The 26,757-nt window shown below is 71.6% G+C and carries 22 protein-coding genes and 1 pseudogene; 3 read left to right on the top strand and 20 right to left on the bottom strand.

Annotated features, from left to right (window positions below):
* Positions 1 to 72: 72 nt before the first annotated feature.
* Genes DEI89_RS01015 through DEI89_RS01005 form a run of 3 tightly spaced genes read right to left on the bottom strand, consistent with a single transcriptional unit; the run spans position 73 to position 1,861 of the window.
* A complete protein-coding gene (locus DEI89_RS01015) occupies positions 73 to 438 on the bottom strand; it encodes a hypothetical protein (RefSeq protein ID WP_110902170.1) in 366 nt (121 codons plus the stop codon).
* Positions 435 to 1,376 carry a tRNA pseudouridine(55) synthase TruB gene (truB, locus tag DEI89_RS01010; RefSeq protein WP_110902169.1) on the bottom strand — a complete coding sequence of 314 codons (942 nt, stop codon included), beginning with the start codon at positions 1,374 to 1,376 and terminating at the stop codon, positions 435 to 437. Before truB ends, DEI89_RS01015 begins: the two co-directional genes overlap by 4 nt.
* Positions 1,377 to 1,414: 38 nt before the next feature.
* A complete protein-coding gene (locus tag DEI89_RS01005) occupies positions 1,415 to 1,861 on the bottom strand; it encodes a hypothetical protein (RefSeq protein ID WP_110902168.1) in 447 nt (148 codons plus the stop codon).
* Between the two features lie 52 nt (positions 1,862 to 1,913).
* Here DEI89_RS01005 and DEI89_RS01000 point away from each other — a divergent pair, with 52 nt between their 5' ends.
* Positions 1,914 to 2,813 (top strand): A/G-specific adenine glycosylase, encoded by a 900-nt coding sequence (locus tag DEI89_RS01000; protein WP_375537758.1) that lies wholly within the window; start codon positions 1,914 to 1,916, stop codon positions 2,811 to 2,813.
* Between the two features lie 165 nt (positions 2,814 to 2,978).
* Here the strand turns inward: DEI89_RS01000 and rbfA are convergent, their stop codons facing one another.
* The 10 genes from rbfA to dxr all read right to left on the bottom strand — a co-directional run bounded on the left by rbfA (position 2,979) and on the right by dxr (position 15,957).
* The gene (gene rbfA / locus DEI89_RS00995; protein WP_110902167.1) at positions 2,979 to 3,476 is read right to left on the bottom strand and encodes a 30S ribosome-binding factor RbfA; all 498 of its coding nucleotides are present in this window, start codon (positions 3,474 to 3,476) and stop codon (positions 2,979 to 2,981) included.
* 77 nt (positions 3,477 to 3,553) lie between these two features.
* Positions 3,554 to 6,418: a translation initiation factor IF-2 gene (gene infB / locus DEI89_RS00990; protein ID WP_110902166.1), complete on the bottom strand. Its 2,865-nt coding sequence runs from the start codon at positions 6,416 to 6,418 to the stop codon at positions 3,554 to 3,556.
* Positions 6,419 to 6,492: 74 nt separating this feature from the next.
* On the bottom strand, positions 6,493 to 6,819 hold the full coding sequence (locus tag DEI89_RS00985; protein ID WP_110902165.1) for a YlxR family protein: 327 nt from the start codon (positions 6,817 to 6,819) through the stop codon (positions 6,493 to 6,495).
* An 87-nt stretch (positions 6,820 to 6,906) separates the two neighbouring features.
* Positions 6,907 to 7,902 carry a transcription termination factor NusA gene (gene nusA, locus DEI89_RS00980; RefSeq protein ID WP_110902164.1) on the bottom strand — a complete coding sequence of 332 codons (996 nt, stop codon included), beginning with the start codon at positions 7,900 to 7,902 and terminating at the stop codon, positions 6,907 to 6,909.
* Between the two features lie 131 nt (positions 7,903 to 8,033).
* Positions 8,034 to 9,785 (bottom strand): proline--tRNA ligase, encoded by a 1,752-nt coding sequence (locus DEI89_RS00975; protein ID WP_110902163.1) that lies wholly within the window; start codon positions 9,783 to 9,785, stop codon positions 8,034 to 8,036.
* A 155-nt stretch (positions 9,786 to 9,940) separates the two neighbouring features.
* A complete protein-coding gene (gene ispG, locus DEI89_RS00970; RefSeq protein ID WP_110902162.1) occupies positions 9,941 to 11,071 on the bottom strand; it encodes a flavodoxin-dependent (E)-4-hydroxy-3-methylbut-2-enyl-diphosphate synthase in 1,131 nt (376 codons plus the stop codon).
* Between the two features lie 114 nt (positions 11,072 to 11,185).
* The gene (locus DEI89_RS00965; RefSeq protein WP_110902477.1) at positions 11,186 to 11,761 is read right to left on the bottom strand and encodes a cysteine hydrolase family protein; all 576 of its coding nucleotides are present in this window, start codon (positions 11,759 to 11,761) and stop codon (positions 11,186 to 11,188) included.
* A 53-nt stretch (positions 11,762 to 11,814) separates the two neighbouring features.
* A complete protein-coding gene (locus DEI89_RS00960) occupies positions 11,815 to 13,335 on the bottom strand; it encodes a cytosine permease (RefSeq protein ID WP_110902161.1) in 1,521 nt (506 codons plus the stop codon).
* Positions 13,336 to 13,433: 98 nt separating this feature from the next.
* Complete coding sequence (locus DEI89_RS00955) at positions 13,434 to 14,762, bottom strand: RIP metalloprotease (protein ID WP_258366403.1); 1,329 nt, start codon at positions 14,760 to 14,762, stop codon at positions 13,434 to 13,436.
* Positions 14,763 to 14,856: 94 nt separating this feature from the next.
* On the bottom strand, positions 14,857 to 15,957 hold the full coding sequence (gene dxr, locus DEI89_RS00950; RefSeq protein ID WP_110902159.1) for a 1-deoxy-D-xylulose-5-phosphate reductoisomerase: 1,101 nt from the start codon (positions 15,955 to 15,957) through the stop codon (positions 14,857 to 14,859).
* Positions 15,958 to 16,055: 98 nt separating this feature from the next.
* On the opposite strand from dxr, the gene DEI89_RS00945 reads away from it, so the two are divergent.
* A complete protein-coding gene (locus tag DEI89_RS00945; RefSeq protein WP_146236655.1) occupies positions 16,056 to 16,547 on the top strand; it encodes a hypothetical protein in 492 nt (163 codons plus the stop codon).
* Positions 16,548 to 16,633: 86 nt separating this feature from the next.
* On the opposite strand, the gene DEI89_RS00940 is transcribed toward DEI89_RS00945, so the two are convergent.
* On the bottom strand, positions 16,634 to 17,602 hold the full coding sequence (locus tag DEI89_RS00940) for an FKBP-type peptidyl-prolyl cis-trans isomerase (protein WP_181421445.1): 969 nt from the start codon (positions 17,600 to 17,602) through the stop codon (positions 16,634 to 16,636).
* 5 nt (positions 17,603 to 17,607) lie between these two features.
* Positions 17,608 to 18,105: an OsmC family protein gene (locus DEI89_RS00935; RefSeq protein WP_110902476.1), complete on the bottom strand. Its 498-nt coding sequence runs from the start codon at positions 18,103 to 18,105 to the stop codon at positions 17,608 to 17,610.
* 51 nt (positions 18,106 to 18,156) lie between these two features.
* On the opposite strand from DEI89_RS00935, the gene DEI89_RS00930 reads away from it, so the two are divergent.
* The gene (locus DEI89_RS00930; RefSeq protein ID WP_110902156.1) at positions 18,157 to 19,143 is read left to right on the top strand and encodes an asparaginase; all 987 of its coding nucleotides are present in this window, start codon (positions 18,157 to 18,159) and stop codon (positions 19,141 to 19,143) included.
* A 932-nt stretch (positions 19,144 to 20,075) separates the two neighbouring features.
* Here the strand turns inward: DEI89_RS00930 and DEI89_RS00925 are convergent.
* The 5 genes and pseudogenes from DEI89_RS00925 to DEI89_RS00910 form a co-directional block, all read right to left on the bottom strand.
* On the bottom strand, positions 20,076 to 21,707 hold the full coding sequence (locus DEI89_RS00925; protein ID WP_220034503.1) for an FHA domain-containing protein: 1,632 nt from the start codon (positions 21,705 to 21,707) through the stop codon (positions 20,076 to 20,078).
* 96 nt (positions 21,708 to 21,803) lie between these two features.
* Positions 21,804 to 21,872, bottom strand: a pseudogene (locus tag DEI89_RS18290) (zinc-ribbon domain-containing protein); the annotation flags it as partial.
* Between the two features lie 116 nt (positions 21,873 to 21,988).
* Positions 21,989 to 24,316, bottom strand: coding sequence for a transglutaminase domain-containing protein (locus DEI89_RS00920; protein WP_110902154.1), 2,328 nt, complete (start codon positions 24,314 to 24,316; stop codon positions 21,989 to 21,991).
* Between the two features lie 32 nt (positions 24,317 to 24,348).
* Positions 24,349 to 25,758, bottom strand: coding sequence for a DUF58 domain-containing protein (locus tag DEI89_RS00915; protein WP_110902153.1), 1,410 nt, complete (start codon positions 25,756 to 25,758; stop codon positions 24,349 to 24,351).
* The gene (locus DEI89_RS00910; RefSeq protein ID WP_110902152.1) at positions 25,755 to 26,726 is read right to left on the bottom strand and encodes a MoxR family ATPase; all 972 of its coding nucleotides are present in this window, start codon (positions 26,724 to 26,726) and stop codon (positions 25,755 to 25,757) included. Before DEI89_RS00910 ends, DEI89_RS00915 begins: the two co-directional genes overlap by 4 nt.
* Positions 26,727 to 26,757 lie beyond the last annotated feature (31 nt).

Here is a 26,757-nt window from a genome sequence, read left to right as displayed (position 1 = left end):
TCGCAGCGTCGCGAGCACGGGGAGCGGACCGCGGACGACGTCACCGGGGACGTCCGGACAGGAGGGCCGGCGTCAGTTCAGCGCGAACCAGATCTGGTACATCCGGTACACCATGACCGCTGCGGTGAAGGCCCCGGCGCCGAGCACGACGGTGCTCCAGCGCGTCCGGTCGACGAGCGCCCAGACGATCGTCGCCGGCGGGACCAGGACCACCGACACCGCGTAGACCCAGAACTCGAGCATGTTGCCCTGCGGCGGGTTCCCGACCGCCGGGGCGACGAGCGAGACCACCAGCTGCGCGAGGAGCAGCAGTTCGACGAGCGCGAGCCCGCCGACGGTGTAGTCGTTCGGCTTCCGTCCGATCAGGCCGAGCACGACCGCGGCCAGCCCGATGACGCACGCGATGCCGAACTGCACCCACATGAACCACTCGATCACGTGTTCGCTCCTGTCGCGGTCGGGAAGTTCGTGATGACCCGGAGCTGTCCACGCCGGACGGCGACGAGGCCGACGAGCCGGTCGGCACCTGTGGCGATCGCCGCGACCGGGCCGTCGGTGTCGGGGTGGTCCGCAGTGATCCGCTTGCCGTCCCCGAGGTCCTTCGCCTGGGCACCGTCGAGCTGCACGACCGGGAACAGGCGACGGGCGACGTCGGTCGGTCGGGCGAGGGCGGCGCGGACGTCGACGGCGTCGTCTTCGAGGTCGACGGCGTCCTCGACCGCGAACGGGCCGACGACGGTCCGACGGAGTGCGGTGAGGTGGGCGCCGGTGCCGAGGGCGGCGCCGACGTCACGCGCGAGCGCACGGATGTAGGTACCGGACGAGCACGAGACGACGACGTCGAGGTCGATCACGGCGACGTCGGCCCCGTCCACGGAGACGACACGGTCGGCTCGGCCCCGCACGTCGAACCGGTCGACGGTCACACGTCGGGCCTTCAGCGTGACCGCCTCACCCTTGCGCGCCAGGTCGTAGGCACGTCGGCCGTCGACCTTGATCGCGCTGACCGTCGACGGCACCTGGTCGATCGGACCGCGGAGCGCCGCCACAGCGGCTTCGATCGCGTCGTCGCTCACCGTGCCCGCGGGGGCACCGTGGGCCGTGATCGGGTCACCGTCGGCGTCGTCCGAATCGGTGCCGACACCGAGTCGGATGGTGGCCGTGTAGGTCTTGCCGAGGCCGACGAGGTGCGTCAGGAGGCGTGTCGACGGGCCGACGCCGAGGATCAGGAGCCCGGTCGCCATCGGGTCCAGGGTCCCGGCATGACCGATCTTCTTGAGGTCCAGGCGTCGTCGGGCGATCGAGACCACGCGGTGGCTCGAGATGCCCTGCGGCTTGTCGACGAGGAGGATGCCGTCTGGAGGGATCACGAGCACCGGACGAGACTAGCAGCGGGACGGTCGCGCAGCGCCGATCAGCAGGCGTCGTTCCACTCGCGCCGGGGGTGCTCCGGATCCGTGACGTCGAGCACCGCGGAGGCGGCGATCTTCACGTCGGCCCGCCGCTCGAGCCGACCGGTCTCCTGCTCCACCCACAGGGACCACCGCCACAGGGTGCGGGTGCTCGGAGCGAGGAGCCCCTGGCCGTGGACGACGAGCACGCCCTCCCCCGCCCCGGTCGTGCGGAACGGGGTCACCAGATCGTCCCGCAGCGTGTCCGCGTGGGTGGACGGGGCAGCCGCAGCCATGGCCTGGACGCCGCGCTGCTCGAAGCCGGCGACGAGCGCCGCCGCGACGTGCTCGAGGTCGGTCCCGTCCTGCCCGTCGACGGCGATGACCGTCCGGTTCGTCCCGACCTGCGCGATCACCTCGCTCGCGATCGCGGCCATGGTGTCGATCTCCTGCGGTGCCCAGCGTGCCATGCCACCACCGTAGGCTGTCGTGGTGAACGTGGGCAGAGCCTCCAGTCCGTCCGTGGACGACGCGACGATCCACCGGGCTGCGGCGATCTCGTCCCCCTTGTTGGCCTGGTACCGCCGGGAGGCCCGTGACCTGCCCTGGCGTCGTGTCGGCTTCCCTGCCTGGGGCACCCTGGTCAGCGAGATCATGCTCCAGCAGACGCAGGTCGCGCGGGTCGTCCCCCGACTGGAGGCATGGCTCACCCGGTGGCCGACCCCCGCGGACCTCGCGGCGTCGCCCCCGGCGGACGCGGTGCGTGCCTGGGACCGGCTCGGCTACCCGAGACGGGCCCTCGCCCTGCACGCGGCCGCGACGGTCATCGCCGAGCGGCACGGCAACGTCGTCCCCCGGGACGTCGACGATCTCCTGGCCCTCCCCGGGATCGGGGACTACACCGCCCGTGCGGTCGCGGTGTTCGCGTACGGCGACCGGCACCCCGTCGTCGACGTCAACGTCCGGCGTGTCCTGGCACGTGCCGTCCTCGGCCAGGGCGAACCCGGGCCGGCGAAGGCCAAGCAGGACCTGCCGCTGATGGAGGCGACCCTGCCCGCCGACCGCGACGACGCCGCGGCGACGAACGCCGCGGTGATGGAGCTCGGAGCCCTCGTGTGCGTCGCGCGGTCCCCCGCCTGCGACGCCTGCCCGATCGCGGACCGCTGCGCCTGGCGAGCGGCCGGGTACCCGGAGCACGACGGACCGCGCGCGCCGAAGCAGTCCCGGTTCGCCGGGAGCGACCGACAGGTCCGCGGGATGATCATGGCCGAACTGCGGGCGAGCGACGTCCCCGTCACGCCGACGGAGATCGCGATGGTGTGGCCGGATGCCGGTCAGCGGGACCGGGCGCTCGCGTCCTTGCTGCATGACGGACTCGCCGAGGGCGACGACCTCGAGGGCTACCGGCTGCCGCGCGGCTGATCCCCCGGCGCCTCCGGCCTCGCACAAACGCGAGCACCTGCCACACGAGAGAGCCTGCCACGCCAGAGCACCTGCCAGGCCAGAGCGCCTGCCACTCCGAGCGCCTGACACGCCAGAGCGCCCGCCACCGGGGTGGTGGCGGGCGCTCTCGTGGTCGATCGGGTGTCAGACGCGAGCGTCGGGCCCGGACGGCGCTGTGCCGTCCACGTCCTCGTCCTCGTCCTCGTCCTCGTCCTCGTCCTCGTCCTCGTCGTGCTTGTACGGGTCCGCATCGCCGGCGTAGGTCGCACCGACCGCCGCCTGCTGGACCTGCAGGTCACGCATCTGGGCCTGCGCGAGCAGGTCCTCGAGGTGCGCCGACGTGTCCGGCAGGGCGTCGGCGATGAACTCCAGCGACGGGGTGAGCCGCGCCGTGATGTTCTTGCCGACCTCGGTCCGGAGCATGCCGGTCGCGGCCTTCAGCGCCGCGGCGGAGTCCGCCCGCTCCTCGTCGGAGCCGTACACGGTGTAGAAGATCGACGCGTGCTGCAGGTCCCCCGTCACTCGGACGTCGGTGATCGTGACGAAGCCGAGCCGCGGGTCGCGCAGGCCCTTGTCGAGTCGACGGGCGACGACTTCCTTGATGCGGTCCGCCATCTTGCGGGCACGCTGCGGGTCAGCCATGGGTTCCTCCTTGCGGAACGGGGTGAGGCCCCGCCTCTCCGGTTCGGGAGAGGCGGGGCCCAGGGTACTCAGTGCGATCAGTCGCGCGGCTTCTCGACGAGCTCGGTGGTCTCGATCTCGTCGCCGTTCTGGATGTCGTTGAACTTGCCCAGACCGATACCGGCTTCGAAGTCCGTGCGGACCTCGGTGACGTCGTCCTTGAAGCGGCGCAGGGACTCGATGGCGAGTCCGTCTGCGATCACGACGCCGTCACGGATGACGCGCGCCTTGGCGTTGCGCGTGATCGTGCCGGACCGGACGATGACACCGGCGATGTTGCCGAACTTGGAGGAACGGAACACCTCGCGGATCTCCGCCACACCCGACTGGACCTCTTCGTACTCGGGCTTCAGCATGCCCTTGAGCGAGTTCTCGATGTCCTCGAGTGCGTTGTAGATGACCGAGTAGAAGCGGACGTCGATGCCTTCACGGGCAGCACGCTCGCGGGCCTTGACGTCCGGACGGACGTTGAAGCCGACGACGATCGCGTTGTCGATCGTGGCGAGGTCGATGTCCGACTCCGTGATCGCACCCACACCGCGGTGCAGGATGCGCAGCTGGACGCTGTCGTCCACCTCGATGTCGAGGAGCGACTGCTCGAGTGCCTCGACGGCACCGGAGACGTCACCCTTGATGATGAGGTTGAGCGAGTCGACCTTGCCCTCTTCGAGTGCGCGGGTGAAGTCCTCGAGCGAGATGCGCTTGCGGGCCTTGGCCAGCTGGGCGTTGCGCTGCGCGGCTTCACGCTTCTCGGCGATCTGACGGGCGGTGCGGTCGTCCTCGGTGACGAGGAACGTGTCACCGGCGCGGGGCACCGACGACAGACCCTGCACCTGGACCGGACGGGCGGGCGTCGCGGCCTCGACCAGGTTGCCGTTCTCGTCGGCCATCGCACGGACACGGCCGTACGCCGTGCCGGCGACGATCGCGTCACCGACGTGCAGCGTGCCGGACTGGATGAGGACGGTGGCGACTGCACCACGGCCCTTGTCGAGCCGTGCTTCGATCGCGACGCCTCGGGCGTCCTTGTCGGGGTTCGCACGCAGGTCGAGACCGGCGTCCGCGGTCAGCAGCACCGCGTCCAGGAGGTCCTGGATGCCGATGTTCTGACGGGCGGACACGTCGACGAACATGACGTCGCCGCCGTACTCCTCGGCCACCAGGTTGTACTCGGTGAGCTGCTGACGGACCTTGGCCGGGTTCGCCCCGTCCTTGTCGATCTTGTTCACCGCGACCACGATCGGCACACCGGCCGACTGGGCGTGGTTCAGCGCCTCGATCGTCTGCGGCATGATGCCGTCGTCCGCCGCGACCACCAGGATCGCGATGTCCGTCACCTGTGCACCACGAGCACGCATGGCCGTGAAGGCCTCGTGACCCGGGGTGTCGATGAAGGTGATCGGGCGTTCGATGCCCTCGTGCTCGGTGACGATCTGGTACGCACCGATGTGCTGCGTGATGCCGCCGGCTTCGCCCTCGACGACCTTGGAGTTCCGGATCGCGTCGAGCAGTCGGGTCTTACCGTGGTCGACGTGACCCATGACGGTGACGACCGGGGGACGCTGCTGCAGGACGGAGTCGTCCTCGTCGGCGTACTCGGCGTCGATGTCGATGTCGAAGCCCTCGAGGAGCTCCTTGTCCTCGTCCTCGGGCGAGACGACCTGGATCTTGTAGCCCAGCTCCTCGCCGAGGACCTCGAAGGTCGCCTCGTCCAGGGACTCGGTCGCGGTCGCCATCTCACCGAGGTGGAACAGCACCGTCACCAGGTTGCCGGGGCTCGCGTCGATCTTGTCCGCGAAGTCCGAGATGCTCGCACCGCGACGGAGTCGGATGACCGTGTTGCCGTCACCACGCGGGACCTGCACGCCGCCGAGGGACGGTGCCTGCCGCATCTCGTACTCGGCGCGCTTCGTCCGCTTCGACTTGCGGGCACGGCTCTTGCCGCCACCACGACCGAACGCACCAGCGGTACCACCACCGGGGCCACGACCACGGCCGCCACCACCTGCGGGGCGCGGGCCGGTGAACGCGGGACGGGCGAAGCCGCCACCTGCGCCGGCACCGGCACCACCGGGTCGGCTGAAGCCACCACCGGGGCCACCACGGCCGCCGCCACCCTGGCCCGGGCGCTGCCCGAAGCCGTTCGGACGGTTGTTCTGGCCGGGACCACCGGGGCGCGGAGCACCCGGACGGGGAGCACCGGGACGCGGCGGCTGAGGACGCGGGATGCCGTTGCCGGCACCGGCGGCCGGACGCTGGCCCATGCCCTGGTTGGAGGCGAAGGGGTTGTTGCCGGGGCGCGGCGGACGTGCGCCCATGCCCTGGCTCGACGCGTAGGGGTTGTTGCCGGGACGGGCTCCGGGCTTCGGCCCACCGGGCTTCGGGGCGGAACCGGAACCGGACGGCTTGGTGCCGCCGGGCTTCACGGCGTCGCTGGGACCGGAGTCCTGCTGGTCGCCGTCGGTCTGCTGCGCAGCTGCCTGCTGCTCAGCGGCCTTCTGCTCGGCCGCGGCCTTGCGTGCCGCCTCTGCCTCGGCCTGCCGCTGCGCGACGGACTTCGGGGCGGCGGGAGTCGGCGCGCCGTCGACTGCCTGGGCCGCGGGTGCTTCCTCGACGACGGGCTCGGGTGCCGGGGTGGGGCGCTTCGGGCCGGGCTTGGGGCCGCCGGGCTTCGGGGCACCGGAACGCGGTGCCGCGGGAGCCTTGGCGGCGGGGGTCGTCGGAGCGGACGACGCGGACGCGCCCTCCGCCTGCAGTGCTGCACGGAGCTTCCGTGCGACGGGGGGTTCGATGCTCGAGCTCGGGCCCTTGACGAATTCGCCGAGTTCCTTGAGCTTCTCCATTGCGGTCTTGCTGTCGACGCCGAGCTCGCTTGCGATCTCGTGTACGCGTGGTTTCGCCACTGTTCTCCTTCACGGGTCCCACCCCGTCAAGGGGCAGGACTCAATGGTTGACGGGTCTCATTTCGAGCCGCTCATCAGTTGTCCATAAGCCGTTCAGCCTGTTCTGTCATGTCCTGGCGCTCGGGAGCTGTGCTGTTCGGGCCATCGGGCCCCAGCCCAGCGAGGTACTCGCGCACCGCGGACGTGTCGGGATCACGCTCCAGCCGGAGCGCACGGCGGAATGTCCTGCGCTTGACGGCCAGTTCGTACGCTTCGACGGTCGGTGTGAGCCATGCACCCCGGCCCGGCATGACTGCCTTCGGATCCGCTACCACGGAGCCATCGCTGCGAGCGACGACACGGAGGAGGGAGGATCGGGTTGCACGACGACGACTGCCGATGCACGTTCTGACGGCGTCCACTCTACTCCTTGACTCCGACGACCGCGATCCGGCGCGCCCGAGGCCTCTCGCCACGAGCGAACCGGACCGCTCCGATGGGGGTGCTGCTCAGTCGTCACCGTCGAGGATCGAGTCCGGCTGGATGTCGATCCGGGCGCCGGTCAGCTTCGCGGCGAGGCGGGCGTTCTGCCCCTCCTTGCCGATCGCGAGCGACAGCTGGTAGTCCGGCACGAGTGCGCGGACGGCCTTCGTCGAGGCGTCGAGCACGAACGCGCTCGTGACCTTCGCGGGCGACAGGGCACTGGCGACGAAGGTGGAGAGGTCAGAGGACCAGTCCACGATGTCGATCTTCTCGGCGCCGAGCTCGTTCGTCACCGCACGCACGCGGGCGCCGAGTTCGCCGATGCAGGCACCCTTGGCGTTCACGCCGGGCTCGTTCGCCTTGACCGCCATCTTGGTGCGATGCCCGGCTTCACGCGCCAGCGAGGTGATCTCGACGACACCGGAGGCGATCTCCGGGACCTCGAGGGCGAACAGCTTCCGGACCAGGCCCGGGTGCGTCCGCGACACGGTGATCTGCGGCCCCTTGTGGCCACGACCCACGCTCGTCACGTAGACGCGCAGGCGGGTGCCGTGCGCGTAGGTCTCCCCCGGTACCTGCTCTTCGGGCGGCAGGATCGCCTCGACGGTGCCGAGGTCGACCATCACCATCTTCGGGTTCGGTCCCTGCTGCACGATGCCGGCGACGATGTCGCCTTCCTTGCCGCGGAACTCGCCGAGGATCTTGTCGTCGCCGATGTCGCGCAGACGCTGGTTGATCACCTGCTTGGCGGCGAACGCCGCGATCCGGCCGAAGTCGCTCGGCTGATCGACGGACTCGCCGATGACGTTGTCGTCCTCGTCGCGCTCGGGCACGAACACGGACACTTCGCCGGACTTGCGGTCCAGCTCGACCCGGGCCTGGGCGTCGACGGGTTCGTCGTTCTCAGCACGGTGCTTCTGGTAAGCGGTCAGGATGGCAGATTCGATGATCTGGACGAGCTCGTCGAACGGGATCTCCCGCTCACGCTCCATGAGTCGCAGGACTGCGAGGTCGATCTTCACCGAGGTGCCTCCGTATTCAGATGAGTCACTCCCGCGGATGGAACCGCGCGGAAGCCGTCGTCGATCGTACCGCAGGAATGGCGGAGGCCCGTGGCGGATCCGCCACGGGCCTCGCTTCGGACGCCGGTGTGTCAGATCGCTCGGACCGCCTCGAGCAGTTCCGCGACCGGCAGGTCACGACGCTCACCGGTCGCCCGGTTCCAGAGCTCGACGACGCCGTCGGCAGCGCCGCGACCCGCGACGACGACGACCGGCATGCCGAGCAGTTCCGCGTCCCGGAGCTTGACGCCCGGCGACACCTTCGGCCGGTCGTCGTAGACCACGTCGAAGCGCTCGCCCTCGAGTTGCGCGACGATCGACTCCGCCAGGTCGTACGCGGTGGCGTCCCGCCCGGTGGCCACCACGTGCACGTCGAACGGGGCGACGTGCTTCGGCCAGGCCAGGCCCTTCTCGTCGTTGTGCGCCTCGGCCAGGATCGCCAGGATGCGGGTCACGCCGATGCCGTACGAGCCCATCGTCACGGTCGCGAGCTTGCCGTTCTCGTCCTGCACCTTCAGTCCGAGCGCCTCGGCGTACTTCCGGCCGAGCTGGAACACGTGACCGATCTCCATGCCCCGAGCGGTCTCGAGCGGACCGGAGCCGTCGGGCGCGGGGTCACCGGCACGGACGTCGGACACCTCGGCGACGCCGTCGGCGACGAAGTCCCTCCCGGCCACCAGGCCGGAGACGTGGACGCCACGCTCGTTGGCACCGGTGACCCACGAGGTGCCGTCCACCACGCGCGGGTCCACGAAGTAGCGCAGACCGGTCGCGCTGTCGGCGCCGAGGACCTGCGGGCCGATGTAGCCCTTGACCAGGCCACGGTGCTTGCGGAAGTCGTCGTCGCCCGCGGCTTCGACCTCGGCCGGAGCGAAGGCGACCTCGGCGCGCTTGAGGTCGACGTCGCGGTCGCCGGGCAGGCCGACCACCACGATCTCTCGGGTGCCGTCGAGGTGCGTCAGTGCCAGGACGACGTTCTTCAGCGTGTCCGCCGCCGTCCACGGGGCGCCGTCGCGCGGGGCGACCGCGTTGGCGTGCGCCACGAGCGACTCGATCGTCGGCGTGTCCGACGCCGGCAGCAGCACGGGCTCCGGCAGGCCGTCGACCGGCTTCGCGTCGGGCACCGGGGTGACGTACGCCTCGACGTTGGCCGCGTAGCCGCCGGCACTCCGCACGAAGGTGTCCTCGCCGACCGCGATCGAGTGCAGGAACTCCTCGGACTTCGAGCCGCCCATGGCGCCGGCGTCGGCCTTGACGATGACGTACTCGAGGCCCAGGCGCGCGAAGATCCGCTCGTAGGCGTCGCGCATCACCTGGTAGCTGCGCTCGAGACCAGCGTCGGAGACGTCGAACGAGTAGGCGTCCTTCATCGTGAACTCACGGCCGCGCAGCAGCCCGGCGCGCGGACGCGCTTCGTCGCGGTACTTGTCCTGGATCTGGAAGAGCGTGACGGGGAGGTCCTTGTAGGACGAGTACAGGTCCTTCACGAGGAGCGCGAACATCTCTTCGTGGGTGGGCGCGAGCAGGTAGTCGGAGCCCTTGCGGTCCTGCAGGCGGAACATGCCGTCGCCGTACTCGGTCCAGCGGTTCGTGGCCTCGTAGGGCTCGCGCGGCAGGAGCGCGGGCAGCAGGACCTCCTGCGCACCGGCCGCGACCATCTCGTCGCGGATGATGCCCTCGATCTTCGCGCGGACGCGGAGTCCGAGCGGCAGCCAGGCGAAGATGCCCGGCGACTGGCGGCGGACGTAGCCGGCGCGGACGAGCAGCTTGTGACTCGTCACCTCCGCGTCGGAGGGGTCGTCGCGGAGCGTGCGGAGGAAGAGATGAGAGAGCCGTGTGACCACTCCGTCAGCCTAGCGGCGCGCGGTCACGACGCGACCCGCCTGTGGACGGCGGGGCCGCGGCGCCGGACCTGTGGCGGAACGGACGGGAGGCCCGTGGCGGTGTCGCCACGGGCCTCCCGTCCGGCAGTCGGCCGCGAACCGCGACCGCGCGGCTGCTAGGGAGTGACGACCAGCGGCTTGCCGGTGCCGGCGGCGGGACCCATCTCGTCGGCGAGACGGTTCGCCTCCTCGATGAGGGTCTGGACGATCTCGGCCTCGGGCACCGTCTTGATGACCTGGCCCTTCACGAAGATCTGGCCCTTGCCGTTGCCCGAGGCGACGCCGAGGTCGGCCTCACGAGCCTCGCCCGGGCCGTTCACGACGCAGCCCATGACGGCGACACGCAGCGGCACGGTCATGCCCTCGAGACCCGAGGTGACGTCGTTCGCCAGCTGGTAGACGTCGACCTGCGCGCGGCCGCAGCTCGGGCAGGAGACGATCTCGAGCTTGCGCTCGCGGAGGTTCAGCGACTGCAGGATCTGCAGGCCGACCTTCACCTCCTGGGCGGGCGGAGCCGAGAGGGACACACGGATGGTGTCGCCGATGCCCTCGCCGAGCAGGATGCCGAACGCGGTCGCGCTCTTGATCGTGCCCTGGAACTCCGGGCCCGCCTCGGTCACGCCGAGGTGCAGCGGCCAGTCGCCGCGCTCGGCGAGCTGGCGGTACGCCTTGACCATGATGACGGGGTCGTTGTGCTTGACCGAGATCTTGAAGTCGTGGAAGTCGTGCTCCTCGAACAAGGACGCTTCCCACACGGCCGACTCGACGAGCGCCTCGGGCGTGGCCTTGCCGTACTTCTGCATCAGGCTGGGCTCCAGCGAACCGGCGTTCACGCCGATGCGCAGGGACACGCCCGCGGCCTTCGCGGCGGCCGCGATGGCGCCGACCTGGTCGTCGAACTTCCGGATGTTGCCCGGGTTCACGCGAACCGCGGCGCAGCCGGCGTCGATGGCCTGGAAGACGTACTTCGGCTGGAAGTGGATGTCCGCGATCACCGGGATCTGGGACTTCTTGGCGATGATCGGCAGCGCGTCGGCGTCGTCCTGGCTCGGCACGGCGACACGGACGATGTCGCAGCCCGACGCGGTCAGCTCGGCGATCTGCTGCAGGGTCGCGTTGATGTTCGTGGTCGGCGTCGTGGTCATCGACTGCACCGACACGGGGGCGTCGCCACCGACCAGGACCTTGCCGACCCGGATCTGCCGGGACTTGCGACGAGGGGCCAGGGTTTCGGGGGCCTTCGGCATTCCGAGGTTCACTGCGGGCACGTCCCGAACTCTACGCGCTCGTCTGGACAGCGCGGTCCGCCGGGACTCAGGCTGGGTCGGCGGCAGCGGCCGTGTGCGCTGCCCGGGTCAGCGTCAGAGCGTGTCGACGACGGTGACGAGCGGGGCGTACAGCCGCATCGCGTCGAGTGCCCGGGCGTGGTCGACGTCGCTCGCGCCGGCACACGCGTCGGCCACCACGGTGACCCGGACGCCCGCATCCGCGGCCGCCAGGGCGGTCGAGAGGACGCAGCAGTCCGTGGAGACCCCGGTGAGCACCAGGTGGCGTCGCTCCGGCCCGGCTCCGGTGTCGGTGTCGGTGTCGGTGTCGGTATCGGTGTCGGTGACGGCCTGGAGGCTCGTCCCCCACTTCCCGAAGGTCGGCTCGGTGACGACGGGGACGGACGACGTCGTGACCCCGCCCGGCGTCCCCGTCGCCGCCAGCGCGGCGAACGGCTCGGTGAGTGCGTACAGCTCGTCGTCGTCCGGGACGAGCGCGAACGGCCAGTCGCGGTAGTACGGCACCCAGGCGCCTGTCGGCTCCGCGGGCGCGACGAACCGGGTGACGACGGTGCGACCCGCGAAGCGCGGCAGGAGCCGCTCGATCGCGGCCGAGGCCTCGGCGAACCGCGGTGCCGCCCACGGGCTGTCGCCGGTGAAGACCCGCTGCATGTCGATGACGACGAGCCAGGCGTTCGCCGTGTCCACCGCCACGTCCGCTGCGGTCACGGGCGGAGCTCGGCATCCGGCACGCGCGACACCGGCTCGGTGACCGGCAGCGCCTCCTGCCGACGGACGGCGCGGCCGCCGGACAGCAGCGTGCCGAGGAACCCGACGACGAGCGCCACGAGGACCCCGAGGTTGGCGTACGCCCAGGGCCCGGTCACCCCGCCGAGACCGAACGGTCCCAGCAGGAAGCCCTGCCAGTGCACGAGTTCCGCCCCCGGCGTCGAGTTCGTCACGAGCCCCCACCCGAGCACCGAACCGATGACCACCAGCGCGATGGCGGACCACCGGACGCTGCCGTAGCGACCCCGCGGGGTGTCGAGCTCGCCCTCGGCGTAGGCGCGTCGACGGAGCAGGACGTCCGCGACGAACACCCCGCACCATGCGGCGATCGGGACGCCGAGGGTGATGAGGAACGCCTGGAACGGACCGATGAAGTCCGTCGCGAAGAACACCACGAAGACCGCCCCGGCGACCATGAGCACGCCGTCGACACCGGCGGCCACCGGTCGCGGGATCCTGACCCCCGCGCTGAGGAGCGCGAGCCCCGAGGAGTAGATGTCGAGGACGGCTCCGCCCACGAGCCCGAGGATCGCGACCACCGCGAACGGTACGAGGAACCAGGTCGGCATCACCGTCACCAGGGCACCGATCGGGTCCGCCGAGATCGCTGCGTGCAGTTCCTCCGAGGACCCGGCGAGCATCACCCCGATGACGACGAGGACTGCGGGCGCCAGGGCACCGCCGAAGGTCGTCCACCCGACGACCCCGCCGGTGGAGGACGATCGCGGCAGGTAGCGCGAGTAGTCCGCCGCCGCGTTCACCCAGCCGAGACCGAAGCCCGTCATGACGAGGACCAGGGCACCGATGACGTTCTGCGCGCTCCCCGCCGGCAGGGCGGCCAGCGTGCCGAAGTCGATCGAGGGGAGCGCGAGCACCACGTAGACGATCGTCAGCACGCCGGTGACGACGGTGATCCAGGTCTGCATCCGCATGATCACGTCGAAGCCCGCGATGCCGGCCCCGACCACGAGCGCCGCGACGACGACCAGGGCGACGAGCTTCGTCAGCACCCCGTCGTCCCAGCCGAGCGCCTGGAACACCGTCGAGGTCGCGAGCACGGCGAGGGCGGCCAGCGCGGTCTCCCACCCGACGGTGAGGACCCAGCTGAGGAAGGACGGCAACCGGTTGCCGTGCACGCCGAACGCGGCACGACTGAGGACCATCGTCGGGGCGGAGCCCCGCTTGCCGGCGATCGCGACCACGCCGCACAGCAGGAACGAGAAGACGACGCCGATCACCGAGACCACGGTCGCCTGCGCCAGCGAGATCCCGAAGTCCAGGACGAACGACCCGTACGCCAGGCCGAGCACGGAGATGTTGGCGGCGAACCACGGCCAGAACAGCCCGCGCGGACGGCCCTTCCGCTCCGACTCGGTGATGACGTCGATGCCCTGCCGCTCGACGGCGCGGGTCTGGTCGGCGATCGGCCGCTGCGGGGCCGTCGGCTCTGCACTCATGGGGTGAGCGTAGTGGGCGCCGGCGGCCTCGTCGTTCCCGGCTCCCCGGAGCGGTCGACGCTGCGCGAGGAGGTCGCCGCTGCGCGAGGAGGTCGCCGCTACCCGAAGAGGTCGACCGGTCGGACGATGTCGGCGTAGATGAGGAGCGCGCTCATGCCGGCCAGCAGCACGACGACGACCATCGTCAGCGGCATCGTCTTCGCCAGGTCGATCGGACCAGGGTCGGCCTTGCCGAACAGGCGGAAGGTCCGGCGTTTCACGGCCTCCCAGAGCGCACCCGCGATGTGGCCGCCGTCGAGCGGCAGGAGCGGCACCATGTTGAGCACGAACAGGCCGATGTTCAACGACGCCAGCAGGCCGAGGATCGTGTAGACCTTGTCGACCACGGGGACGCCGCTCATCGACGAGACCGTCCCGATCGCCCGACCGACACCGACGACCGACACCGGGCTGTCCTGCGACCGGGCCTGCGAACCGAAGGCCGCGTTCCACACCGCGACCAGGCGCTGCGGCAGGTCGATGATGAGGTGTGCGGATGCGCCGATCTGTGCGCCCGTCGCGGGCAGGACCGCCGCCGGGGACTGCCGGACCAGGGTCTGCCCGATGCTCACTCCCACCACGCCGACGCGCTGGGTCTTCGTCGTGCCGTCGCTGTTCTCCGCGACCGTCCCGTCTGCGTCGTAGACGTCGCGGGTGGCCAGCACCGGCGTGACCCGCAGCGTGCGCTCGGTGCCGTCGCGTTCGACGACGACCGGGACGGCCTTGCCGGCGGACCGCTGGAAGGTGTCAGAGACCTGGGTGATGGTGGGGTTCGGCACGCCGCCGACGGACAGGACGACGTCGCCGGAGCGGAGGCCGGCCTGCTTCGCAGGCGACACGGCGTCACCGTCCGTGCACGTCGTGCGCGCACTGGTCGGCAGGACGCAGTCGACACTCGACGTGAACGTCGTGGTCGGGGCACCGAACCCGACGAGCAGGATGCCGAACAGCACGACGCCGATCACCAGGTTCATCGCCGGTCCGGCGACCATCACGATGATCCGCTTCCACGGCGTCAACCGGTAGAACGCGCGGGAGTCGTCACCGCCGGACTCCGCGATCTGCTCGGCGCTGGCCGCCCGAGCGTCCTGCACGAAGGCCGAGTACATGCCGGTGTTCGTGATCTCGCGTCCGGAGGCACGGGGCTTGAGCATCCCGACCATCGAGATGTAGCCGCCGAGCAGGATCGGCCGCAGGCCGTACTCGGTCTCGCCGCGCCGGAAGGACCAGATCGTCTTGCCGAATCCGAGCGAGTACTGGGTCACCTTCACCTTGAAGAGCTTCGCGAAGGCCAGGTGGCCGAGTTCGTGGAGGCCGATCGACACCAGCAGACCGATGACGAAGACGACGACGCCGAGGACGAAGAGCAGGACGGTTCCGACGGTCACCGGCAAAGAGTACGGGACGCTGGCCATGACGGAGCCGTACGCGGGCTGGGTGGTGATGTGAGCCTCCAGAGCGGTGCCGCCCGGGAGGCACGGATCACGTCGTGCGCGACAGGATCCGGTCCGCCGTCCGCCGTGCCCACCGCTCCGCGGCGAGCACGCCGTCGAGCGACCGCTCCCCCGCGGTGTGCTCGTCGACGACCCGTGCCACCGTGTCGACGATGTCGAGGAACCCGATCGCGCCCGCATGGAACGCGGCGACGGCCTGCTCGTTGGCGGCGTTGAAGACCGCCGGGAACGTGGCGCCGAGGACACCGACGCGCTTGGCGAGGTCGACGGCGCCGAAGGCCCGGGTGTCCAGCGGTTCGAAGGTCCAGGTGCTCGCGGTCGTCCAGTCGAGGGGGACGCCGACGTGCGGCACACGGTCCGGCCACGCCATCCCGAGCGCGATCGGCAGGCGCATGTCCGGCGGCGACGCCTGCGCGATCGTCGAACCGTCGACGAACTCGACCATCGAGTGCACGATCGACTGCGCGTGCACGGTGACGTCGATGCGGTCGTAGGGCACGCCGAACAGCAGGTGCGCCTCGATGACCTCGAGTCCCTTGTTGACGAGCGTTGCGGAGTTCGTCGTGACCACGAGGCCCATGTCCCACGTCGGGTGTGCCAACGCCTGCGTCGGCGTGACGTCGGCGAGCTCGGCGCGGGTCCGCCCGCGGAAGGGGCCACCGCTGGCGGTCAGGACCAGGCGTCGCACCTCGGCATCGCTGCCCGACCGGAGCGCCTGCGCGATCGCGGAGTGCTCGCTGTCCACGGGGACGATCTGCCCCGGAGCGGCCGCTGCCTGCACGAGCGGACCGCCGACGATCAGACTCTCCTTGTTGGCCAGCGCCAGTGTCGCGCCCGTCTCGAGGACCGCGAGGGTCGGGCCGAGTCCCACCGAACCGGTGATGCCGTTGAGGACGACGTCCGCCTCGACGCTCCGGACCAACCGCTCGGCGTCGGCGGCCCCGAGGGCGGTCTCGCGGACCCCGAACCGGGCGGCCTGCTCCGCGAGGGCACCGGCGTTGCTGCCCGCCGTCAGGCCGACGACCTCGAAACGTTCGGGATTCCGTTCGATGACGTCGAGCGCCTGGGTCCCGATCGATCCGGTGCTGCCGAGGAGGACGACGCGGCGGCGGGGGGTTCTGGGGCTCATGGGGGAAACCTACCGGGAGCAGGCGGATGCCGACCGTTCCGCCTGGAACATCAGATACCACTAGCGTGGTGATCTCCATCACCGACGAAGGAGACCCCATGACCAAGCAGTTCCTCGCCTCCACGGCCGTGCTCGTCGCCGTCACCGCGGCGACGTTCGGACCGACGCCCGCGTCCGCCCAGGAGTCAGGCGACCCCTACGCGGCGGTCGACGCACGCCTTGCGACACTCGAGGGCACCCGGTCACCCGCGGAGCTGAACCGCATCTTGACGGGCGGCGGCGCCGTCCAGGCACTGGTCGACAACGAGTCGGGCGACGTCGTAGCGGCGTTCCGAGCGACGACGCGCACCTTGACCCCGGTCTCGCCGGGGTGCACGACGACGAGCGCGTGCATGACCACGTCGGCTGGGCTCCCCTACGGCCTCGCCGGCAGCGGCACCCGGACGGGCAGCTGGAAGAAGATCGTCCGAGTGGCAGCGGGTGATCGCCGAACCAGTTATGCGGCGTCGAACGGCGCCGCGTACAACTACAGCGCCGGCGTGAGCATCGCGTGGAAGAACCCGGTGACCGTGGTGAAGGTGTCTCGCTGACACGACGTCCATGACGAAAGCGGGTGGTGCGCCGACACGCACCACCCGCCTTGTCTCTCGGGACCAGGACGGACCTGGTCGGGCCGTCAGCCCTTCGCCAGCAGGTCGACCACGAACACCAGCGTGGCGTTGGCCGGGATGCCGGAGCCCTCGCGCGGGTTGGCACCGTAGCCGTCTTCCGGGGTCACGACGATCAGGACCTGGGAGCCGATCTTCTGGCCGACCAGACCCTTCACGAAGCCGGGGATCAGACCGCTGTTCGAGATCGTGAAGGTCGTCGGGGAACCCTTCGACCACGAGGAGTCGAACTCCTTACCGCCCTTGTAGAGCACGCCCTTGTACTGGACGAGCGCGGTGTCGCCGTCCTTGATCGTGTCGCCGTCGCCCTGTTTGATGACCTCGGCAGTGGTCTTCGTCGGAGCGGCCGTGTCGGGGATCGTGATCGTCGGCTCGCCGTCGGCGGCGTCCTTGACGGTCGGCAGTTTCGGGTCCTGGTCCTGCGGCGTACCGGTCGACTTGGTCGGGGTCTGCTCGACGACGTCCGCGACGACGACGATGGAGCCGCTCGTGTTGAAGCCGAGTGCCGCCGCCTGACCGACCACGGCGACGCGGTCACCGACCTTCGCACACGACAGGATGGCGCCGAAGCCGGTGCCACCGACGGAGAGGACCTGCGGGTTGCCCTGGTCGAACCCGACCGTGACGAGGTTCTTCGCGTCCTTCGCGTTGTAGGCGCTGTAAGCGACCTGCACGAAGTCACCCTCGGCGAGGGAAGCGCCTGTGCCCTTCACGACCCGGGTGGCCTGCGGCGGATCAGCCGTCAGGCCCTTGTCGAACGTGACCTTCGGTGCCGCCGAGCCACCGACCGCTCCGGTGGCCTCCACGGAGCCCGAGGCCTTGCCGGGCTTCGGGCACGAGGTGATCGGCGTCGGGGTCGAACTCGGGGCGGAGGTGGCTGATGCCGAGGGGTCCGACGAGCCGGAGCCGGAGCAGGCCGCGAGGCCGAGGATCACGGCGGGCACGAGGGCGAGGGGGAGCAGACGGAGACGCTTCACGCGTCTCATCCTGCCGCACCCACTGATGCGTCGGCTCCGAGTACCAGGATCTCGGCCTCGTGATGGACCGGGAACGCGACGGAGCGGGCGATGAAGCAGAGGCGGTTCGCCTCGGCGTGCGCCGCGCGGGCATCCTCGACGCGGTCGTCCTCGCGGATCGTGACGACGGGGCGCAGGACCGTCCCCGTCAACTCGCCGGAACCGTCGCGGTGCACGTCGAGGCTCGCCGTGGCTCGGTCCTGGTAGCCGACCACCGTGATGCCGAGGGTCGAGGCGACGTACAGGTAGCTGAGCATGTGGCACTGGCTCAGTGCCGCCAGGAGCATCTCCTCCGGGTTCCACCGGTCTCGGTCACCACGGAAGGTCGGGTCGGCACTGCCGAGGACGTCGGGCTTGCCCAGAGCGGTGACCACGTGGTCTCGGCCGTAGTCGCGGTACCCGCTCGTGCCGGTCCCCCGGTCGCCGGTCCAGCGCACGGACACCTCGTAGGAGTGGTCGGTCATCGGCGGTCCCTTCGTCGCGGTGCGCGGTCCGTTGGTCGGTAGGCTCGCGGGATGCGCGCGGCTCCCAGCACCGACCGTCATCCTCTCACCGTCGACGGGTCCGTCGAGCTGGCGGTCCTCGACCGTTCCGGCTTCGACGAGAGTCGGCACATCGGGGCCGGAGTGGTCGTGGCTGCCGACGGCACGGTCATCGACGCGGTCGGTGACGCCGCGGCGAGCATCTACCCTCGCTCGACGATGAAGCCGTTCCAGGCGCTGGCGATCCGCCGTGCCGGGGCGCTCTTCGCTGGGGACGAGCTCGTGATGACGACCGCGAGTCACGCCGGGACCCCGTCCCACCAGTCACTGGCGCTGCGCATGCTCGAACGCTTCGACCACCGCGAGGACGACCTCGGGTGCCCACCGGACCTGCCCTTCGACCGGGAGACCGCGCGCGGCATGGACGGTCCGCGACGTCTGGCGATGAACTGCTCCGGCAAGCACGCCGGGATGCTCGCTGCCTGCCGCGTGCACGGATGGGACGCGGCGACGTACCTGGACATCGACCACCCGCTCCAGCGCGCGGTGCGCAGCACCGTCGAGGACGTGACCGGCGAGGTCGTCGACGTCGTCGGTACCGACGGGTGCGGCGCGCCGGTGTTCCCGCTCACGCTCACCGGCCTGGCGCGCGGCATCGCGGGTGTGGTGGCCAGCGCGGACGACGACACGGCAGCGCTGACCGACGCGGTGCTGGCGAACGCGTGGGCGATCGACGGCGTGGGCCGGGCGAACACCGTGACGATCGAGCGGCTCGGCGTCCTGGCCAAGCTCGGCGCCGAGGGCGTGATGGTGATGGGGGTGCCGCAGGGACCCGCCGTCGCGGTCAAGGTGCTCGACGGTTCGCTCCGCGCCGGCACGCTGGCGGCGCTGACGCTCCTCGTGCGCAACGGACTCGTCGACGCCGCGGCCGCGGACGAGGTCCTCGCCACGACCGGCGAACGGGTGCTCGGCGGCGGCGTGCCCGTCGGCGCGGTCCGCGTCGGCTCGGGTTTGCGCTGAACCGGGATCCACGCTGCGTCGTCCGCCGGGTCAGGGGTGCGGGGGACGTCGTGACGGTCCGGGATGACGAGCAGCGGCAGCGTCGGGGTCACCGCGACACCCACGGCTTCCGCCGAACCGTCGGACAGTCGACGCCGGAGGCGGCACCCGTACCGCGTGACGTCGACGACGGCGGTCCACCGACGTGGTGACGTCGCCGTGCTCGGGACCAGGACGACCGATGCCCGACGGCGGCCGTCCGGGTCCAGGAGCGCAGCCGCTGCGGTCCCCTCGGGCATGCCGCTGCGCACGACGCGCCTGCCGAGGACACCGACGTCGGCGCTGACGCGCAGCGACGCCGAGCCGGCGAACGGGTCGACGAGTTCCCGGTCGAAGCGCCGACGGCGGAGCTGGTCGAGCTGGTCGACCAGGCCGGTGAAGACGGCCCGGGCGAGCGCGCCGGTGCCGCACACGACGATCCCGTCCGTGGGGTCGACCCGGACGAGCGCCCCGCTGCTCGTGCGACCGACGACGACGCAGCCATCCCCTGCGTCGTCCTCCACTCGACCGTCGGGCAGGTCCTCGTCCCGTGCTGGGCCGGGACTCGCGACGGCCTCTTCACGGGCACCGACGGACTCGCCGCGCTCGGCACCGGCACCGGCACCGGGCGGGACGACGACCACCGGAGGCTCACCGTCGTGTCCTCGAGACCGCACCGAGAGCCCGACGAGCGTGCACACCGCCGCCGCGCAGCACAGGGCCGGCACACTGCCGATCGGCACGACCAGCGTCCCGGCGAGGATGAGGACCGCCACCGTCACGGCCACGCGACGTGCTCCACGAGGTTCCATGTCCCCCATCCCAGCGCGAACACGCACCCGCCAGCGGTCACCGACCAGGACTGTGGAGAACCGGCGGGCGAACGCGTCACTGTGGAGAGGCCGCCGCGGACGTCACTGCAGCAGGAAGAACTGCTCCCCCACGTCCACACGAGCACCACGCTCGACCCGGTACCGGCGCCCCGGCTCGCAGCGGCGGATCGACCCGTCGATGTGCCGGACCACCGTGCCGTTGCCCGAGTAGCGGTCGGACACCCAGAGGTCGTCACCGTCGCGCCCGAGTTCCAGGTGCGTCTTCGACACGGACTTGCCGGGGTCGCGGATGGTCAGCAGGTCGTCGAACCGTTCACCGGCCTCCGGGCGCGGCAGCCGCCCGAGGAGCGCCGACCCGTGGACGCCGAGCCGCTCGCCGGTGCTGAAGTGCAGCAGGAACGGGGCGTGATCGGCGGTACGGGACACGATGCGCGTCTCTTCGACGTCCTCGTCCTCGTCCGCGTCGAACACCGGGTCGACCGGCGCTCCGCCGTCCGCAGCCTCGTCCGGGAGTCGGACAGGGGGCAGGGGTGCAGCAACCGGCGGCTGCCGGGGTGCGACGGGCGGGAGCGGCGCCGCGGAGGGGATGGGGGCCTCCTGGTCGACCGTGAGGTCGCTGCTGTCGCTGTCGCTGTGCGCCGGATCGGAGTCCTGCGCGTCGGCGAGAGCACCACCAGCGTCGTCGACGACGGGCTCGCCGGCCGCGGTCTCGACCGGGTCGTGCTGATCGGCAGCAGGTCCGTCCACCACGGTCTCGTCAGGAACGGGCTCGTCGGCGACGGGCTCGTCGGCGACGGGCTCATCGGCGACGGGCTCATCGGCGACGGGCTCGTCGACGACGGGCTCGTGGGTGCTGGGGGCACCCGCACCGTCGCGGTCCTCGGTCAGCTCGTGCGCGTCGGAGACTGCGCTACGGAGGGCGTCCTCGTCAGCGGCCCAGTCCGGCCGGGTGAGCGGCAGGGGCATCACGGGACCGGTGAACGCCGCGGTGACGGCGGGTCGGACGGATCCGCACTCCTCGCAGAAGATGTCGTCGGGCTCGAGAGCGTGCCCGCACACGTGGCAGGTCGCACTCTGGCTCCCCGGCGCCACGAGCGGAGCGGGGCGGGGCGCGCGCCGCTCGAGGACCGGCTGGAACGCCGCGGTGTCACCGGGCCGGGGAGCGTCGTCGGCCTCGCCGGCACTCGATCCGTCAGCATCGTCCGAGGACGTCTGCGTGGCCGCGACCGCAGCCGAGGGGGCACGACCGACCCACCAGGAGGGTCCGGCCGGCGGAGCAGCCGTGGTCGTCTGCGGTTCCCAGACCGGGACGTCAGCAGAGGGACCGGCTGAGTCCGCGGCGTCCGTCCCCAGGGGGGCCCAGGCGGCGGTGCGCTGGACCTCCGGGTCGTCCTGCGGAGCGACGGCCTCGGAGGGGAAGGCGTCGGGATCGAGTGTCGGCTCCGTGGGCGTCTCTGCACCGGCGGGGCGTCCGGTCCAGTCGCCGAGACCGGTGCCGGCACCGTGCACGTGGCTGGGGGCACCGCGCGGCGTCAGGTCGGGGCGCGGAGTGATGGAGCCGGACGACGCGTCGGGGGCGTCACCGGCACCAGCACCAACCGAGCCGGCCGCTGCCGGCGCGGGACGCGCACGATCGGCGCCGGTCAGCCAGGCGCGGGTCGCGGGGTCGAGCGTCGACTCCGGGAGCCAGGCGTCGTCGCCGGTCTCGGGCACGCGGCCGTGCGCGTCGGGTTGCTGCAGCGGTGGCGGGGTCGCACGGTCGGCGGCTTCGACGGGTGCAGTGCGGCGAGCTGCCGAGGTCGTGACGGCTCGTCCGCACTCACCGCAGAAGATCGCTCCGTCCGGGAGCGCCGATCCGCAGTGTTCGCATCTGATCACAGGGTGCCTCTGTCCTCGTCCGGCCGTCCGCGAGGTGCCTCCGGCCTCGGGACATCGTAGTCACCGCCGATCGGAGCACTCTCCGACCGCTCCCGACGGCGACGTGGCACTGCCCCTCACCGCCGGAACGACCGCCGGAAGGACCGCAGCGACGTCGCCGCGCGGAACCGGTCGCGCCGACCGCGCCCAGCGCGCAGGGCGGCGATCGCCCCGTCCGCCGCCGCCCAGGTCCGGTCGGCGACGGCGTCGTCGACGTCGCTCGGACCGAAGACGGCCGCATCGGCGTCGGCTGCGATGACCGCGCCGGCCTCGCCGGGTGCGGCTGCACCGACCTCGCGGCGGGTCGCCGACGGGGTGACGTCGTGTCCGCCGTCGAGCAGGGCGTCCCGGTACTCGTCCCAGGCGCCGACCACGCGCGTCCGGGGCTCCGGTGCTCGTCTCCGCCGTCGACGCCGGAGACGCTTGGCCAGCACGACGGTGGCGATCGGGAGCAGCACGAGTGCGAGGAGCCCGAGGACCCCGAGTGCCCACGGCAGCACGGCGAGCAGGATCTGCAACCACACCGGCTGCGTCGGCGGGGTGTCCCGGTCCGCCTGCGGCGGTGTCTGCTCGTCCTGGTCGAGCTGCTGGGCTGGCGGCGGCGGGACGACGGTCTCCGGCCGTGTCACGGGCTTCGGCGTCTGGTCGGACTGGTCCGGGATCTCGCGGACCGCCGGGTTCGGGTCGAGCATGACCCATCCCCACTGCGCCGTGTCGACCTCGATGCGTGCGGTGACGTCCGAACCGCGGAAGGTGGTCCGGCCGGTGGTCGCCCCGCTGGTCGTGTCCCGCGCACCGGAGTCGCCACCGGCCGTGAACCCCAGGACGACCCGCGCGGGGAAACCGATCTCCTGGGCCATGAGAGCAGCGGCGACGGCGTACTGCTCCTGGTCCCCCACCATCGGCACCGCGGTGAGGAGTTCCGCGATCCGGTCGGCGCCGTGTCCGCTCCGGCTCGGACGGTCGTCGCCGACGCCGTGACTGACGTAGCCGTTGCGCTGCAGTGCCTGCAGGGCCGCGAGCAACTGCGCCCCGTCGCTGGTGTCCGCGTCGCTGTCTGCCCGCACGGCGTCCTGCACCGCAGCGGGGACGTCACGCGGAGTCGGGACGACCGCATCACCCGGTCGTGCGTCGCGCAGTTCGTCTTCGGTCGGCTGGTCGGGGAGCACCGCCGACAGCGTGTACCGGGTGCGGTCGCTCACGCCGTCGACGACCGCTGCGGTGCCGGTGGAGCGGTTGTAGAAGAAGGCGGTCCGCTCGCGATCGGCGTCCGGGCCGCGGAACGACACCGACGTCAGTTCCCCGACCGTCGGCAGCCAGACGCCCCGGTACCCGTCCACGGTCACCACGACCCGGACGGCGGTCCCCCGGACGTCACGTGTGTCCACCGCGGTCGGGACGCGCTCGAACGAGCCGGATGCCGCGTCGCCGTCCGGCCCACCGACGCGGTAGACGACGCCGTCGTAGCTGTCGAGGGTGGCGATCCGCATGAACCCGCCGGCGGGCAGTCCGGTGACGGTGAGCTGCGGCTGCTCGGCCCGACCGCGTTCCTCGTAGGCGCGGAACCCGCTCAGCGGGCTGACCTGGTCTCGCGGGTCGAAGGGCTTGACGACGCCGCTCCGCGCGACCGTACGGGTGCCGGCAGGCGGTGCCACGAAGCCGAGTCCGGTCGCGACGACCGCCGCCGCGGCGATCGTGGCCGTGCCGACCAGCGCAGGCCGGACGACGGCACGGGCGATCCGGATGCGGGTACCGGTGGTCGCCGCGACGGTCGCCGCACGGCGGAGGTGCCGGACGGTCAACGCCCACACGAGCGCGATCCCCGCCAGCAGGACCCCGAGCCAGACGGAGGTCTCGAGCCGGGTCGGACCGAAGACCGTGCCGGTCACGAAGAGCGCCAGCGCCGGCAGGCTGGCCAGTTCCGGACGGGAGGCACGGGTCGCGATGCTCACGCCGACGACCGTCACGAGGAGCACGGACACGAAGTACGGCACGAGGAGCGCCTCGTAGGACCCGACCGGCAGGCTGATGGTCAGGAGCTGCCGCCACCCGAGGGCGACGCCGCTGAACAGGTCCACCAGCCCGGGCACCGTCGGGAGCGGACCGTCGGCCGCACCGGGCACAGCAGCGGGCACCCCCGTCGCCGCGAACCCGACGACGGTCGCGATCGACACGACCGCGGCCGGGAGGCGCATCCCCGCTCCCAGGAGCGCCATCACCGAACCGACCACCACCGCGGTGGCCCCCGCGGACACCATGCTGGCGTCACGGTGGATCGGCCACCAAGCCGTACTCGCGAGCGCCACGAGGAGCCAGACGGCCAGGGTGCCCGCGACGAGACGCAGCGGTGCCGCGCGACGTCGTCGGGCTGCGCGCGCGCCGGAACGAGGACCGGAGCGGGCCACGGGAGGACGCGGGGACCGGCGCTCGTCGGCCGTCACACGGAGACCGATCGCTGCAGTGCGTGGCGGAGGTCCTCGAGGTACCCCACGGTCATGATCGTCAGGCCACCGACGCGCACCGACCGGGGCACGGCCTCCGGCTCGCAGACGACGGCGACGACCTCGACCCCGATCGGGAACCGGGTCGCCGCGAGGCGGAGGGCCGGCACGCCGACGGTCGACCCGACGACCAGGAACGCGACCGAGATCCCGGGGGTGTCGCGCCCGACGATGCGCGCGACCTCGGCGACCGGCAGGCAGGCGTCCGCCAGTCCGACCCGGGCGAACGCGTCGAGCAACCGGGTCGGCGTGACGGTCGGCATCGGGTGCACGGCACGGACGGCGCGCTTGGCGAACTCCGGGGTCCGTTCCGAGACCACCACCGTGACCTCACGGCCATCCCGGACGGCGCGGGTGCCGAGCGACGCGGCCACGCTGACCGCGAGCTCGAACTCGTCGTCGTCGGCGAACTCCGCGCGGGCGACGCCGAGCGCGACGACCAGGTGCGAACGTCGGGTGTCCTCGAACTGTCGCACCATGAACGCGCCGGTCTTCGCCGTCGACTTCCAGTGGATCGTCCGCGGGTCGTCGCCCGGCATGTACTCGCGGATCGCGTGGAACGCGATGTCCGCGGGTGAGAGGTCGGTGGTCGCCTGCCCCTCGAGGTCGCGGACCAGCCCGGTGCTCGTCGACGGGATCGCGATCGTCCGCGGGTGCACGATGACCTGCTCACGCGTGGTCCACACGACCTCCCGGCGGACCAGGCCGACCGGGTCCGCACGGACACCCGTCACCGGGCCCACGTCGAGGACCCCTCGGCGGACGGTCGGGACCGCGACGTGCTGCTCGAAGGTGCCTCGCGGCGGTACCGCGGGGATCGTGACGTCGACGAGTCCGACCCCGACCGGCACCTCGACCGTCGTCGGGACGGTCGGCAGGCGCGTGGGGTTCTCGGCGGTGATCGTCACCCCGGCGTCGGCCCCGACGACCACGCGGTGCTGCGGTGGGGTCATCCGGATGAGCAGCCGGGACCGGCCGAGGAGCGCGATCGCCGCCACCACCACCAGGACCGCCCCCGCCCACCCGACGACGACGACCTCGCGGAGCCCGCAACGGTACCCCGCGACGAACGCGACGATCGTCAGGACGACTGCGGTCCATCCGAGGCCCGTCACGACGGAGGCGACGTCGTCCCGGACACGGATGACGAGCCTCCCGGCCGTACGCCACGCGCGGACCACACCGACCACGGCGTCAGCGGCGACGTCCTCGCGGTCACCGACCAGACGGGTCCGGACGTTGGTGGGTCCGGCGACCGTCCGGGCGCCCTCCTGGGTGGCCGCCCGACGCGACCGTGTCGCGAGGGGCCGCCGGGAACGCGTCCCGGTGGGACGGTGGTCCGTCACCGCGGGACCCGGTCGGCCGGTGGTGGCGTGTCGACGAGCAGCTGCGCGACGACGCTCGAGGCACTGACGCCGTCGAACTCGGCCTCCGGATCGAGCACCATGCGGTGCGCGAGGACCGGCTCGGCGAGTGCCTTCACGTCGTCGGGCGTGACGTAGTGCCGACCGTTGACGGCGGCGAGGACGCGGCTCGCGCGCATCAGGCCCATCGCTCCGCGCACACTGACGCCGAGTCGGACCTCGGTCGCGCCACGGGTGCCGTCCACCAGGCGCGCGACGTAGTCGGCGATCACCGGGTCCACGTGCACGGTACGGGCGAGAGCGGCCATCTCGGTGACCGTCGCCGCGGGCACCACGCTCGCGACGGGGACCGCTGCGGACGGCGCCGCGGACGTCTCGAGGATCCGGACGGTCGCCGCATGGTCCGGGTAACCGATGGACGTCTTCATGAGGAACCGGTCGAGCTGCGCCTCGGGCAGGCGGTAGGTGCCGGCCTGCTCGATCGGGTTCTGTGTGGCGACGACCATGAACGGCTGCGCCAGCCGGTGGGTGACGCCGTCCACGGTGACGGCGGACTCCTCCATCGCCTCGAGCAGCGCCGACTGGGTCTTCGGGCTCGCGCGGTTGATCTCGTCGGCCAGGACGATGTTCGCGAACACCGGACCACGGTGGAACTCGAACGCCTGCGCACGCTGGTCGTACACGCTGATGCCGCTGATGTCGCCGGGCAGCAGGTCCGGGGTGAACTGGACACGGTTCGTCGACCCCTGCACGCTCTGGGCGAGGGCGCGCGCCAGGCTGGTCTTGCCGGTCCCGGGGACGTCCTCGAGCAGCAGGTGCCCCTCGCTGAGCATCGCGGTGACGGCGAGGCGGATCACGAACGTCTTCCCGAGGAGCACCTGCTCGACGTTGGTCACGATGCGGCCGGCGACGTCGGCGAACCAGGTGGCCTGCTCCGGGGTCATGCTCATGCGGGTGTCGTTCCTTCGGTGGTGGGGACGG

Origin of the sequence: Curtobacterium sp. MCBD17_030 (assembly GCF_003224255.1) — a bacterium.
Lineage (GTDB): Bacteria > Actinomycetota > Actinomycetes > Actinomycetales > Microbacteriaceae > Curtobacterium.
This window is presented reverse-complemented; position numbering and strand designations above follow the sequence as displayed.

What these genes read in the sequence shown, in the direction of transcription:
- DEI89_RS00910 (WP_110902152.1), bottom strand. Translation starts at nt 26,726, where the DNA reads ATGAGCATGACCCCGGAGCAGGCCACCTGGTTCGCCGACGTCGCCGGC.
- dxr (WP_110902159.1), bottom strand. Translation starts at nt 15,957, where the DNA reads ATGAGCCCCAGAACCCCCCGCCGCCGCGTCGTCCTCCTCGGCAGCACC.
- DEI89_RS01005 (WP_110902168.1), bottom strand. Translation starts at nt 1,861, where the DNA reads ATGGCACGCTGGGCACCGCAGGAGATCGACACCATGGCCGCGATCGCG.
- DEI89_RS00935 (WP_110902476.1), bottom strand. Translation starts at nt 18,105, where the DNA reads ATGACCGACCACTCCTACGAGGTGTCCGTGCGCTGGACCGGCGACCGG.
- DEI89_RS00965 (WP_110902477.1), bottom strand. Translation starts at nt 11,761, where the DNA reads ATGCAGCGGGTCTTCACCGGCGACAGCCCGTGGGCGGCACCGCGGTTC.
- DEI89_RS00930 (WP_110902156.1), top strand. Translation starts at nt 18,157, where the DNA reads ATGCGCGCGGCTCCCAGCACCGACCGTCATCCTCTCACCGTCGACGGG.
- rbfA (WP_110902167.1), bottom strand. Translation starts at nt 3,476, where the DNA reads ATGGCTGACCCGCAGCGTGCCCGCAAGATGGCGGACCGCATCAAGGAA.
- ispG (WP_110902162.1), bottom strand. Translation starts at nt 11,071, where the DNA reads ATGCCGAAGGCCCCCGAAACCCTGGCCCCTCGTCGCAAGTCCCGGCAG.
- DEI89_RS00945 (WP_146236655.1), top strand. Translation starts at nt 16,056, where the DNA reads ATGACCAAGCAGTTCCTCGCCTCCACGGCCGTGCTCGTCGCCGTCACC.
- DEI89_RS00960 (WP_110902161.1), bottom strand. Translation starts at nt 13,335, where the DNA reads ATGAGTGCAGAGCCGACGGCCCCGCAGCGGCCGATCGCCGACCAGACC.